At 45.8% G+C, this 12,670-nt stretch carries 12 protein-coding genes; 1 reads left to right on the top strand and 11 read right to left on the bottom strand.

Annotated elements, in window-relative coordinates; all coding sequences use genetic code 11:
- Positions 1 to 22: 22 nt before the first annotated feature.
- The 11 genes from lpxD to rpsB all read right to left on the bottom strand — a co-directional run bounded on the left by lpxD (position 23) and on the right by rpsB (position 11,538).
- Positions 23 to 1,051 (bottom strand): UDP-3-O-(3-hydroxymyristoyl)glucosamine N-acyltransferase, encoded by a 1,029-nt coding sequence (gene lpxD, locus NAF29_RS05515; protein WP_251260496.1) that lies wholly within the window; start codon positions 1,049 to 1,051, stop codon positions 23 to 25.
- 9 nt (positions 1,052 to 1,060) lie between these two features.
- Positions 1,061 to 1,558, bottom strand: coding sequence for an OmpH/Skp family outer membrane protein (locus NAF29_RS05510; RefSeq protein ID WP_251260495.1), 498 nt, complete (start codon positions 1,556 to 1,558; stop codon positions 1,061 to 1,063).
- A 35-nt stretch (positions 1,559 to 1,593) separates the two neighbouring features.
- The gene (gene bamA, locus NAF29_RS05505; protein WP_251260494.1) at positions 1,594 to 4,071 is read right to left on the bottom strand and encodes an outer membrane protein assembly factor BamA; all 2,478 of its coding nucleotides are present in this window, start codon (positions 4,069 to 4,071) and stop codon (positions 1,594 to 1,596) included.
- A gap of 35 nt (positions 4,072 to 4,106) precedes the next feature.
- Positions 4,107 to 5,459, bottom strand: a complete 1,353-nt coding sequence (gene rseP / locus NAF29_RS05500; protein WP_251260493.1) for a sigma E protease regulator RseP — start codon at positions 5,457 to 5,459, stop codon at positions 4,107 to 4,109.
- A gap of 8 nt (positions 5,460 to 5,467) precedes the next feature.
- Positions 5,468 to 6,670: a 1-deoxy-D-xylulose-5-phosphate reductoisomerase gene (ispC, locus tag NAF29_RS05495; RefSeq protein ID WP_251260492.1), complete on the bottom strand. Its 1,203-nt coding sequence runs from the start codon at positions 6,668 to 6,670 to the stop codon at positions 5,468 to 5,470.
- Between the two features lie 2 nt (positions 6,671 to 6,672).
- The gene (locus tag NAF29_RS05490) at positions 6,673 to 7,530 is read right to left on the bottom strand and encodes a phosphatidate cytidylyltransferase (protein WP_251260491.1); all 858 of its coding nucleotides are present in this window, start codon (positions 7,528 to 7,530) and stop codon (positions 6,673 to 6,675) included.
- Complete coding sequence (uppS, locus tag NAF29_RS05485; RefSeq protein ID WP_251260490.1) at positions 7,531 to 8,307, bottom strand: polyprenyl diphosphate synthase; 777 nt, start codon at positions 8,305 to 8,307, stop codon at positions 7,531 to 7,533.
- A 77-nt stretch (positions 8,308 to 8,384) separates the two neighbouring features.
- Positions 8,385 to 8,942: a ribosome recycling factor gene (gene frr, locus NAF29_RS05480; protein ID WP_251260489.1), complete on the bottom strand. Its 558-nt coding sequence runs from the start codon at positions 8,940 to 8,942 to the stop codon at positions 8,385 to 8,387.
- A gap of 32 nt (positions 8,943 to 8,974) precedes the next feature.
- Complete coding sequence (gene pyrH, locus NAF29_RS05475; protein ID WP_251260488.1) at positions 8,975 to 9,709, bottom strand: UMP kinase; 735 nt, start codon at positions 9,707 to 9,709, stop codon at positions 8,975 to 8,977.
- 99 nt (positions 9,710 to 9,808) lie between these two features.
- Complete coding sequence (gene tsf, locus NAF29_RS05470; protein ID WP_251260487.1) at positions 9,809 to 10,684, bottom strand: translation elongation factor Ts; 876 nt, start codon at positions 10,682 to 10,684, stop codon at positions 9,809 to 9,811.
- Positions 10,685 to 10,803: 119 nt separating this feature from the next.
- Positions 10,804 to 11,538, bottom strand: a complete 735-nt coding sequence (gene rpsB, locus NAF29_RS05465) for a 30S ribosomal protein S2 (protein ID WP_251260486.1) — start codon at positions 11,536 to 11,538, stop codon at positions 10,804 to 10,806.
- A 291-nt stretch (positions 11,539 to 11,829) separates the two neighbouring features.
- Between rpsB and map the strand changes: the two genes are divergently transcribed.
- Positions 11,830 to 12,636 carry a type I methionyl aminopeptidase gene (gene map, locus NAF29_RS05460; RefSeq protein ID WP_251260485.1) on the top strand — a complete coding sequence of 269 codons (807 nt, stop codon included), beginning with the start codon at positions 11,830 to 11,832 and terminating at the stop codon, positions 12,634 to 12,636.
- Positions 12,637 to 12,670 lie beyond the last annotated feature (34 nt).

Genomic DNA, 12,670 nt, shown 5'->3' with positions numbered 1-12,670 from the left:
CTCGCCCCTTTAATTTGAATTCTTATGAGTTGTCTTCAGATAAGTTGGATTCCAACGCCTTAACGCGTTCGAATAATTGACCCAGCTTTTGATAACGGTTGACGCCACGTCGCCATTCTCGGTTGGCAACGGCAGGAATTCCGGATGAGTATAGTCCCGGTTCAGTAATACTCTTAACGATCATTGAATTACCGGTAATATGAACACCATCGCAGATATCAATATGGCCGTTAATAGTGACTGCACCGCCAATAATACAGTACTTTCCGATATTGGTGCTGCCCGCGATGCCTGACGCACCGGCGATTGCGGTGAAATCGCCAATCTGGCAATTGTGCCCGACTTGACACTGATTATCGATAATCACCCCCTTGCCGATGGTCGTATCGCCTAGCGCCCCCCGGTCTATCGAACAACTGGCTCCAATATCGGCACCTTCACCGACGACGACTCTGCCAAGTTGCGGGATTTTCACCCATTGGCCTTTATCGTTGGCAAAACCGAAACCGTCACTGCCGATCACAGCGTTGGAATGCACCATGACTTTATCGCCTAACACCACTTTGTGGTAAATCGTGGCGTTGGGTTTCATGGTAACCGACTTTCCGATTTCAGCATCGGCGCCAATAAAACAACCCGCATCAATCACTGAATCACGACCAATCGTCACATTCGCCTCGATCACAACATTTGGGCCAATAGTGACATTTTCGCCCATAATGGCAGAGTCAGCGATGACGGCGGAAGGATGAATTTCTGGTTTTCGAGAGGGCGTGTCGTCGAATAACTGTGCGGCGAGTGCATAGCCGAGATAGGGGTTGTCCATGACCAGCGCTCCACACTGAACATTTTTATGTTCCGCAGGTGCCACAATCACGGCCAAAGCCTGTGTATCGTCGAGTTGAGATTTGTATTTTTTGTTCGCTAAAAAACCAACCTGAGATTCGTTTGCTAGCGCTAAAGTGTTAAGACCGGCGACCTCTTGATCGCCGTCTCCGTGGAGCTCAGCTCCAATGTGTTCCGCTAGAAATGCTAGCGTTATCTTCTTCATCGTCATTCGTTATTTCTTGCTTAGGTATTCAATAACCTTAGCTGAAATATCTGCTTCTGGCTTTGCGTAAAGAATAGTTTGACGGTCTACAACAGTGTCATATCCTTCTTTTTCTGCAATATCACTGATTGCTTTTTGAACTTGAACAAAAATTTTCTTGTTCTCTTCGGCTTGGCGACGTTGACCATCTTGTTGAAGCGCTTTGGCTTTCAGTTTAAGTGTGGCGTCCATCTCTTCTAAATCGCGAATAATTTCAGTTTTCTGAGTATCCGTCATCAACGCTTCGTTACGACGCGCCTCTTCTTGCTTTTCGCCAATTTGCTTTTCTAAACGCTTTAACTCTTCCACACGGTCAGCAAATTCTTTTTGCAGAACCTTAGCCGTTGCTTCGCTTTGCGGAATGTTTTTAACAATGCGTCCGAGATCAACAATTGCAATATCTGCTGCTTGAGCAACGCCACTTACCATTGCCAATGTCATCGCTGCTGCAGCAATAAATTTCTTCACTTTAAAACTCCTTGAATTATGTTCTTTTCACTGTGTTAGAAGGTTTGACCAACGTTAAAGGAAAACGTTTCAGTTTTGTCACCAGGATATTTATCGAACGCTTTCGCAAACGTAAATACCATTGGGCCCATCGGTGAAAGCCACTGAACGGTCAGACCACCTGATGTACGAATTTTAGCGGGGTCAGAGTAATCATAAATTTTCTCCAACTGCGTTTCGTTAAGGTCTTGATAATCATCCAGATCGAATTCGGTATCCCATAAGTTACCAGCATCGAAGAAGAAGCTGGTTCTCACTGAATTTTTGTACGCTTCATCCAAAAACGGAGTCGGAACAATAAATTCGACACTTGCAACAGCCAAGGCGTTACCGCCAATAGAACCGCTACTAACGTCGAGATAATCATATTCTGGCGGTAAAGGAATATCCCCTCCACTGCCCGGACCAGGAGTGCCTGGGATGCTGCCTCCAGGTAAACGACGAACACCACGAGGCCCCACACCACGGCTCTCGAAACCACGTAGGCTCTGGCTACCGCCCGCTCGGAAGTTTTTAAAGAATGGCATCACGTGATCGCTGCCACTGTCCGTTGAGCCATAACCGTTACCGTATCCTAATTGAGCTCGTGTAGACACGACCCAGTTATGGCGACGATCAATTGGGAAATATTGGCGATAATTATAGTTCAACGTGAAGTAATTCAAATCACTAAACGGTGCAGTCACCATCAAATTCAATGAGTTCTGAGAACCCGCCGAAGGGAAAGTACCGCGGTTCAGTGTCACACGAGACCAGCCGGCAGTGAAGTCAACAGTGTCGAATGTGACCTGCCCATCGGGATCATAGACATCACCATAGGTCAGGTAAAATTGACGAACCTGATCATAATCATCCAAGTTAGACAATTCGTTGTAGGTATAACCCATACCAAAGTTCAGGCGGTTGTATTCATCCAGCGGGAAACCAAGATTTCCACTGATACCGTAAGTAGTGTTGTCATAGTTAATTAAGTTGGCGTTACCGGCATCGAATTCTGAATAGAAAACGCGCCCACCAAAACTTACACCATCCTGGGTGAAATATGGGTCTGTATAACTAAAGTCGGCTCTGCGGTTGTATTTGTTAGTGTTGATTTGTGCACCAACTTTATTACCCGTTCCTAAGAAGTTACTTTGCTGAACCCCCGCTTGTAAGCTAACACCTGAATCAGTTCCGTAACCAACACCTGCGGTAAACGAGCCTGAGGGCTGCTCTTTAACGGTAAACTCCAAGTCCACCAAATCTTCTTCGTCTGGTAGTCTAATTGTTTCTGCCTCGGCAGTTTCGAAGTAACCCAAACGGTTCAAGCGGTTCTTTGACAGCTCTACCGCAGAGTTCGACAACCATGCACCTTCCATTTGGCGCAATTCGCGTCGCAATACTTCATCTTTCGTGAGGTTGTTTCCACCAAAATTAATGCGGCGAACATAGATACGTTTACCCGGATTGACATTCACATTCAGTGTGACTTTTTTAGTCTCATCATCAATTTCTGGGTAAGTTGTTACTTCTGGATATGCGTAACCGAATCGACCTAAGTATTTGCTAATACGCTCCTCTGAATACGAAACTTCAGCTGCGCTATAAAGGTCCTCTGGACGTTGTGTAAACAGCGCTTTGAGCAGTTCTTTACGCCCCAAAAGGTTCCCTGTCAGCTTCACTTCTTCAACGTGATAAGGTTCGCCTTCAGTGATGTTAACCGACAAATAAATGGCTTTTTTATCGGGAGTCATCGCCACTTGCGTGGAGTCAATGTCAAAACGAATGTAGCCGCGATCTCGGTAATAACTGGTAAGTGTTTCTAAGTCACCTTCAAGCGTTTGCTTCTGATAACGACGACTCCCCATAATGTCCCACCAAGGTAAGGTGTCGACAAGTTCTAGGGTTTCACGAAGCTCTTGGTCGCTATAGACAGTGTTACCAACAATATTAATTTGTTCAATTTCAGCGGCATCACCTTCTGTAAATACAAATTTAATATTCACTCGGTTGCGCGGAAGTGGCGTCACAATAGCTTGAACAGTCGCGGTATATTTACCAATGCTGTAGTAGAAATCGGCGAGGCCTTTCTCCACATCAGAAATAACACTTCGCTCAAGCGATTCACCAATGACGATCTTGCTCGAATCTAATGACTCTTGCAGTTGTTCATCCTTGATGTCTTTGTTACCACTAAATTCAATGCTGCTAATTGTTGGTTTTTCACGAACTCGAATCAGCAGTAATCCGTCATCTTTGAATACGCTAATATTCTCAAAGTGATTGGAGTCATTCAAACTACGCAAGATACGTGCTGCTGTTTCAGCATCAACTGTATCGCCTACTTGAACTGGAACGCTCAACAATGCAGCACCTAGTGCTACACGTTGCAATCCCTCTATTCGGATATCTTCTACTACGAAAGATTCGCTTGCCTGAATTGAGCCGCTAAAAAGCAGCGCAGCAGAGGCGATGAATGCAGATCTAATTGCCATCTTTAAAAAATTCGTCCTTTCCCAGCCCACGAGACTTACAATCGAGAAAAATCGTTAAACAGCGCCAGCCCCATAAGCATTAACAATGCAAAGGAACCTATACGGAATCCAACTTCTTGAACCTTCTGCGGCACGGGTTTACCAGTCAGAAGCTCAATAAAGTAATAAAGAAGATGGCCGCCATCAAGTACAGGTAGTGGCAAAAGGTTAATAATTCCGATATTCACGGATATTAATGCCACAAAACCCAAAAAATAAACGAAACCGAATGATGCACTGGCACCGGCCCCCTGCGCAATCGAAATTGGTCCACTTAAGTTCTTAACTGAGACATCGCCCGTGATTAGCTTACCAATCATACTAATACTGAGCGAAATCAACTGCCAAGTTCTGTCAACGGCCTTTTCAACCGATTCAAATACGCCGTAGCTTAATTCAAATACAAAATTGTCAGGCCAAGATTGAACCGTTGGAGCAATTCCAAGAAAACCTTGGTACTCACCTCGCACTCTGCGTTCTCCAGGGGTTGCTTGTATATCCAAAACCTGAGAGTCGCGTTCGATTTGAAAGGTTAAAACTCGAAGCGGCGAACCTTGAATTCTCGTTGCGATGTCTTCCCAGCGGCTAATACTATCACCATCAACCCCTAAAATAAGGTCTCCGACCATAAAACCTGCGGTATCGGCTGGAGACCCTGCTTCCACATTACTAATAAGTAGCTCAATGTGAGGTCGAAATGGTTCCAAGCCTAAGCTTGAGACCGCCGTTTCTTTTTCAGGATCAAACTTCCATGAAGCTAAATCTAACCGATACTCCTGACGCGCGGATGATTCAAGATCTTGAGTTTGAATGGTTAAGCTTTGCCCGCCAATTTTTGCAACAAACGCTAAATTCACTGTTTCCCAGTCAGGTGTTTCTTGCCCATCCACGGCAACAATTTGCATTTGCCGGTCAATGCCTGCTTCCGCTGCAATCGAATTCACCGAAGCGCCAGTGATAATAGGATGCACGGTTTGCACACCGCTCACAAACATCAACCAAAATGCCACAATCGCTAATATAATATTGGCCAATGGTCCTGCAGCGACAATTGCGATGCGTTGCAGCACGGACTTTTGATTAAATGCTTGGTCAAGCTCATCTTCCGCAACATCATCCACACGCTCATCGAGCATTTTGACGTAGCCACCCAAGGGAATAGCGGCAATAACATACTCTGTGCCTAAGCGGTCAGTCCAACTCGCTAACGGCTTACCAAAGCCAATGGAAAAACGCAGCACTTTAACACCACAGCGCCGCGCAACCCAAAAGTGGCCAAATTCATGAAATGTGATGAGAACCCCAAGGGCCACCACAAAGAACATTAGATTCCACAAGATATCGAACATAGTGTGTCCTAAACGCTTGAGCGCTTTTGAATGGCTTCGTTGGCGAGCTGTCGGCCTAAGGCGTCAACAGCAAGAACATCATCGATAGAAGAAATTTGAATAGCGGTCCCGTGTCGTATCACCTCACCATTTATTGCGGCAATATCGGTAAATACTATTTTTTGTTCTAAAAACGCTGCAACAGTGACTTCATTCGCAGCATTGAGTAGCGTGCAACTTTCTTGGCCTGCTTTGCAAGCCTCTATAGCAAGTTGAAGGCACGGATACCGATTATAATCAGGCTGATTGAAATCAAGTGAGCCAATCGTGCCAAAATCTAATGCTGCAACGCCAGAGTCGCCTCGTTCAGGAAACATCATTGCATGAGCAATAGGCGTTCGCATATCTGGCTGTCCTAGCTCTGCAAGCACAGAACCATCCGAATACTGCACCATGGAGTGGATATAGCTCTGCGGGTGAATGACCACTTCTACTTTATCGGGTTCCACATCAAACAGCCAACACGCCTCAATAAATTCCAAACCCTTATTCATCATGGTGGCGGAGTCCACTGAAATCTTTTGCCCCATCGACCAGTTGGGGTGGGCAACGGCTTGCGCTGGTGTTTTGTCGGACAGCTCATTAATCGGAGTCTCTCTGAACGGCCCACCAGAGCCCGTTAAAATAATTTTGCTTACGCCGGCTTGCTTTAAATCGCCCGACTGCTGTGCCTGCCATTGCGCTGGTAGGCATTGAAAAATTGCATTGTGTTCGCTATCGATCGGAAGTAATTGAGCGCTATTCTCTCGAATAGCCTCTAAAAACAAACGACCTGCACTGACTAACGATTCTTTATTCGCCAACAATACACGTTTGCCAGACTTAGCCGCCGCTAACGTAGGAAGCAAACCAGCGGAGCCAACAATTGCCGCCATCACTTGGGTGACTTGAGGTGCACTTGCAACCTGAACTAACCCAGTTTCTCCGACCAAGACCTGTGTGGTGCTCAGCACACCATCGAGCTTGGCCTGAAGTCGATTGGCTTGATCTTGATTTGAAACCACCGCAAACAAAGGCGAGAAAGCAACAACTTGTTCAAACAGCTCGTCAACGCGAGAGTGGGCAGTTAATGCATAAATTGAAAAACGTTCCGCATGTCGAGCCACTACATCCAATGTACTTACACCAATCGAACCGGTTGCTCCAAGTACAGTAATCCATTCTTGAGTCATGTTTAAACAGCCCAATACAAGGCGCCGAGCGCAAAGATCGGTACAGCTGCAGTTAAGCTATCTACACGGTCGAGTATACCGCCATGGCCGGGTAGGATTTTGCCGCTGTCCTTAACCCCTGCATCTCGTTTTAACATGCTCTCAACCAAGTCACCCAATACACCTGCAATTACGGTTAAATAACAAAATAGTAAATAAACGACTAAGTTTTCTCGCGCTGCTGGGAAGTACCATAAGCCACCGACCACGATAAGGGTCGCGAGGAATACTCCACCTAACATGCCCTCTACAGTTTTACCCGGACTGACTTTCGGCATCAATTTAGTTTTACCAAATTTACGTCCAAAAATGTAACCACCTGTGTCTGCCGCCCAAACGAGCATTAGCGCCATCAACAACATTAACGGACCGGCGTTGGATTGCTCTGATGGAATGCTTCGCAACGCAACCATCGACAACCCCCATGGAATTAAGGTCAGCCAACCAATCAACGCTTTCATAGGCCAGCTTTGCCAAATACCCGCAGCCTTTGGATAACAAGCGACTAACACTCCCGCAACAACCCACCAGCACAATGCAAGCCATAAAGAAAAATCAAACCAAGGGTGTAGGTCTTGCTCAATCCAGTGTTGGCCTGCAAGGCTTGACGCCATGACGACTCCAACAATGGCCACTGAAATAACGCCATAAAGTGTGCGAAGGCGACGTTTAATGCCCCCCATTAAAGTGCCCCACTCCCATGCGCAAATAAGCACGATTCCAGCAATGGCTATTTCAAAGCCAAGATCCGGCAATAGGAATAAGCCTGAAAGCGCTAACGGCAAAAGTACCAACGCAGTAATGATTCGTAGCTTCAACATTTAATTGCTTTCCTTGCTGTCATTAGACACAAGTTCTTGTACTTGCTCACCGGTATGACCAAAACGTCTTTCGCGTCCTTGGAATGATGCAATCGCATCTCCAAAAACCGCATCGTCAAAATCAGGCCAAAGCGTGTCAGTAAAATAAAATTCAGTATAGGCTGCATGCCATATGAGAAAATTACTAATTCGATGGTCTCCACCGGTTCGAATCATTAAATCTGGATCAGGCACTCCCGCTAAGCAAGTGGCGTTAGAAAATAACTCTTCAGTAATCTCAGACGGTTCTAGTCGGCCTGCTTTGACTTGCTCGGCCAATCGCTGAGTCGTATCTAGAATATCCCAGCGCCCGCCGTAATTTGCGGCAATGTTTAAAAGGAGACCGGTATTATTAGCGGTAAGTTCTTCTGCTTGGCGGATCTTGAGTTGTAATTTGTCACTGAAACGAGACACGTCACCAATGATTTTGAGGCGCACCTGATTTTTAGAGAGGCGTTTTACTTCATTGGTCAGCACAGCCATGAATAACTCCATGAGTACACCAACTTCTTGCTTTGGCCGCCGCCAATTTTCACTGCTGAATGCGTAAAGCGTGAGCGCTTGAATACCGATTGAACCGGCAAATTTCACAGCATTTCGAACCGACTGAACCCCGGACTTATGACCAAACACTCGCGGTTTATTGCGTTGCTGTGCCCATCGTCCATTCCCATCCATAATAATCGCAACATGCTTAGGAGGCGATAAAGATAAAGCTTGTTCCGTCGTATCCGTCATTACTAATCCATTGCTAACACATTCATACAAAAACGCCGCTAACCGCGGCGTTATCGTCAAACTACCTGAGTCTATAATTAGATTTCAAGTAACTCTGCTTCTTTAGCTTTCAATAATTCTTCAACGTTCTTCACAAACGTATCGGTAAGCTTTTGAACATCTTCTTCTGCTTTACGCTCTTCATCTTCAGAAATTTCTTTTTCTTTCAGAAGCTCTTTCAGATCGCTATTCGCATCGCGACGAATATTACGAATTGCAACACGACCATTTTCAGCTTCTCCGCGCACAACTTTAATGAGGTCGCGACGACGCTCTTCGGTCAGTGCTGGTAACGGAATACGAATAACTGTACCCGCAGAATTAGGGTTCAGGCCTAAGTCTGAGCTCATAATTGCTTTTTCTACTGCTTGGATCATGCTGCGGTCAAACACAGTCACAGCCAATGTGCGAGAGTCTTCTGCAATCACATTGCCAACTTGATTCAGTGGCGTTTCAGCACCGTAATAAGAAACGCGGATAGTATCCAATAAACTCGGATGTGCGCGTCCTGTACGGATTTTTGCCATTTGGTTTTTGAGCGACTCTACGCTCTTTTCCATGCGTGTTTTAGCATCTGTTTTGATTTCATTAATCACTTGCTATCACCCTATCAACTATAAATTGGAGCTTACTTGTCCGTATGACAAATCAAGGTACCTTGTTCATCACCCATCACAATACTCTTAAGAATGCCGGGTTTATTCATGTTAAATACACGAATTGGCAAACTATGATCACGAGCCAACGTAAATGCCGCTAAATCCATGACCTTTAATTCTTTTTCTAACACGTCATTATAATCTAACGTGCTATATAGCTCTGCATCAGGGTTCTTCATTGGGTCTTCTGAATAGACGCCATCAACCTTGGTTCCTTTGAGAACAACGTCGGCTTCAATTTCAATGCCGCGCAAACATGCTGCAGAATCTGTCGTGAAGAATGGATTACCTGTACCGGCAGAAAAGATTACAACTCGGCCCGAACGCAGCAAACTAATGGCTTCTGCCCAGTTATAAGTATCACACACACCATTCAATGGAATGGCAGACATTAATCGCGTATTCACGTGAGCTCGTGCCAGAGCATCACGCATGGCCAAGCCATTCATTAATGTTGCTAACATACCCATGTGATCGCCAACAACACGATGCATACCTGCATCTGCAAGTTTTTGACCACGGAATAGGTTTCCGCCGCCAATCACCAGACCGACTTGAACACCCATATCAATCAATTCTTTGATTTCCAGTGCCATACGATCAAGAACAACAGGGTCGATACCAAAACCTTCGTCTCCCATCAGGGCTTCACCAGAAAGTTTTAAAAGAATGCGACGATAATTGAACTTAGGGTTGGTGGTCATAAATATGTCCTGTGCGGCTTCTCTAGAGAATATGGAGATGTACCGCCAGAAAGGCGGTACATCTGAACAGCATAAGTATACTGTTTTTTCGAAAAAAGATTACTGCTTAGCAGCAGCGATTTGAGCAGCAACTTCTGCTGCGAAATCTTCTTCTTTCTTCTCGATACCTTCACCAACTTCGAGACGTACGAAGTTAACGGCAGTAGCGCCCTTAGATTTCAGCAATTGCTCAACTGAGATCGAAGGATCTTTGACAAACGGTTGGCCTGTCATGCTCACTTCATGAGTGAACTTCTTCATGCGGCCGACAACCATTTTCTCTGCGATTTCAGCAGGCTTACCAGAGTTGATTGCGATGTCAACTTGGATTGCTTTTTCTTTCTCAACAACTTCAGCAGGAACATCTGCTGGAGTTACGAAATCTGGCTTGCTTGCAGCAACGTGCATTGCCAAGTCTTTCGCTAATTCTTCGTCGCCGCCATTGATACCTACCAATACGCCGATACGACCGCCGTGAATGTAGCTACCTACAGTCTCGCCTTCTTCAAACACAACAACACGACGAACGTTCATGTTTTCGCCGATTTTAGCAACTAAGTTGGCACGTGTTTCTTCAACAGAAAGGCCATCCAAGTCAGCTGCTTTTAATGTTTCAATGTCGCCAATTTTCTTTTCAAACGCTAAGTCAGCAACTTTGTTGGCAAATGCCAAGAAGCTTTCGTCACGTGCTACGAAGTCAGTTTCGCAGTTCAGCTCAACCAACACCGCTTGTCCACCACCAGTGCGTGCAATCACAACACCTTCAGCAGCAATACGACCGGCTTTCTTAGCCGCTTTAGCTTGGCCAGATTTGCGCATGTTCTCAATCGCTAGATCGATATCGCCATCTGTTTCTACCAATGCTTTTTTACAATCCATCATGCCAGCGCCAGTGCGCTCGCGAAGCTCTTTTACCAGGGCAGCTGTAATCGCCATGTCTAGTATCCTCAGGTTTCTGATATAGAAAGTAGTTGTAACAAAAAGGGGCCTTTCGGCCCCTTTACACCCAACAGAATCTTGTTGGGCTTATAAGGGCTCAATCAAGAGTTCCTTATTTACTCCGCTGCTGCTTCTTCGACGAAGTCACCATCTTTAGCTGCAACAGTATTGCTGTCACGGCCTTCGATAACTGCGTCAGCAACTGCATTGGTGTACAGTTGAATGGCGCGAATCGCATCGTCGTTACCAGGAACGACGTAGTCAACACCTGCTGGAGAAGAGTTAGTATCAACAACAGAAACAACTGGAATGCCCAAGTTGTTCGCTTCTTTAACCGCGATGTGTTCGTGGTCAGCATCAATGATGAAAATCACGTCAGGCAGGCCGCCCATGTCTTTGATACCGCCCAAGCTTTTCTCAAGCTTTTCCATTTCACGGGTGCGCATCAAACCTTCTTTCTTAGTCAGCTTCTCAAATGTGCCGTCTTGGCTTTGAGACTCAAGGTCTTTAAGACGCTTGATTGATTGACGAACTGTTTTCCAGTTAGTCAACATGCCGCCTAACCAGCGGTGGTTTACATAGTATTGACCACTGCGTACAGCTGCTTCTTTCACAGACTCACTCGCAGCACGTTTAGTACCTACGAACAAGATTTTACCGCGCTTTGAAGCAACGCTAGAAAGGAAGTTCAACGCGTCGTTGAACATTGGAACTGTTTGTTCAAGGTTGATGATATGAACCTTGTTGCGAGCGCCAAAGATGAAAGGCTTCATCTGTGGGTTCCAGTAGCGTGTTTGGTGACCAAAGTGTACGCCAGCTTTAAGCATGTCGCGCATTGATACGTTTGCCATAATTTACCTCGTTATTGGGGTTAGGCCTCCACACATCCCATACATCCGACCCTTTCGGGCACCCCGGCGCATGTGTCGACGTGTGTGTGTGATTATTAGCTTGAATTACAAGTTGCAAAACAAGCCACGGATTCTGACAATGTCGCAATGCCAATGACATTTGCGTATTGTCGGCGCGCTTTATACCATACATGCCGGTCTGGAACAATTTAACTGTGGCACTTTTCGCCTTAAAGACAGTAAAAACTAGCCTATGAATGTGAAATTTTTACTGACACCTTGGAATAATGAATGAGCATTACGATAAAAACACCTGAACAAATTGAAAAAATGCGAATTGCGGGTCGCTTAGCGGCGGACGTGTTAGAGATGATCGCCCCACACGTCAAGTCTGGCGTGAGTACAGGCGAACTCGATCGTATTTGTCACAACTACATCGTAGATGTTCAAGGAGCAGTGCCTGCTCCGCTCAATTATCATGGTTTTCCGAAGTCAATTTGCACCTCTATAAATGAGGTCGTATGTCATGGGATTCCAGATGACAACCGCATTTTGAAAGACGGTGATTGCGTTAATATTGACATCACCGTCATCAAAGATGGGTTTCATGGCGACACCAGCAAAATGTTTTTCGTCGGTGAGGTTTCAGCAGCCGATCGCCGTTTGGCGTCAGTGACTCAAGAAAGTCTGTATGAGGCTATTCGTAAAGTTCGAGCCGGCGCTCGATTTGATGACATTGGTAACACCATCGATAAGTACATCAAGAGCAAAAAACAAGGCGCGGTTCGCTACACCATCGTGCAAGAGTATTGCGGCCACGGCATTGGAGAAGTGTTTCACGAAGACCCGCAAATTGTTCATTACAAACATAAAGATGGCCGCAAGATGGAAGCTGGCATGTGCTTTACCATAGAGCCAATGATCAATAGTGGGAAACGTTACACCGAGCTGGATGACGACGACGGCTGGACGGTTTACACCAAAGACAGAAAGAACTCAGCCCAATGGGAACACACCTTACTAGTGACGAAGACCGGTTGCGAAATTTTAACCCTTCGCAGCGACGAAACAATTGACCGAGTGCTCCACAATAATTAATAGGCTCAAGCCTGAATGCCTGAGCTGTTAAAAA

Origin of the sequence: Echinimonas agarilytica, from assembly GCF_023703465.1 — a bacterium.
Classification (GTDB): domain Bacteria; phylum Pseudomonadota; class Gammaproteobacteria; order Enterobacterales; family Neiellaceae; genus Echinimonas; species Echinimonas agarilytica.
The sequence above is the reverse complement of the archived record's forward strand: the minus strand, read 5'-3'. Positions and strand labels throughout refer to the sequence as shown.

What these genes read in the sequence shown, in the direction of transcription:
- rseP (WP_251260493.1), bottom strand. Translation starts at nt 5,459, where the DNA reads ATGTTCGATATCTTGTGGAATCTAATGTTCTTTGTGGTGGCCCTTGGG.
- pyrH (WP_251260488.1), bottom strand. Translation starts at nt 9,709, where the DNA reads ATGACCACCAACCCTAAGTTCAATTATCGTCGCATTCTTTTAAAACTT.
- rpsB (WP_251260486.1), bottom strand. Translation starts at nt 11,538, where the DNA reads ATGGCAAACGTATCAATGCGCGACATGCTTAAAGCTGGCGTACACTTT.
- bamA (WP_251260494.1), bottom strand. Translation starts at nt 4,071, where the DNA reads ATGGCAATTAGATCTGCATTCATCGCCTCTGCTGCGCTGCTTTTTAGC.
- tsf (WP_251260487.1), bottom strand. Translation starts at nt 10,684, where the DNA reads ATGGCGATTACAGCTGCCCTGGTAAAAGAGCTTCGCGAGCGCACTGGC.
- lpxD (WP_251260496.1), bottom strand. Translation starts at nt 1,051, where the DNA reads ATGAAGAAGATAACGCTAGCATTTCTAGCGGAACACATTGGAGCTGAG.
- NAF29_RS05490 (WP_251260491.1), bottom strand. Translation starts at nt 7,530, where the DNA reads ATGTTGAAGCTACGAATCATTACTGCGTTGGTACTTTTGCCGTTAGCG.
- uppS (WP_251260490.1), bottom strand. Translation starts at nt 8,307, where the DNA reads ATGACGGATACGACGGAACAAGCTTTATCTTTATCGCCTCCTAAGCAT.
- ispC (WP_251260492.1), bottom strand. Translation starts at nt 6,670, where the DNA reads ATGACTCAAGAATGGATTACTGTACTTGGAGCAACCGGTTCGATTGGT.
- map (WP_251260485.1), top strand. Translation starts at nt 11,830, where the DNA reads ATGAGCATTACGATAAAAACACCTGAACAAATTGAAAAAATGCGAATT.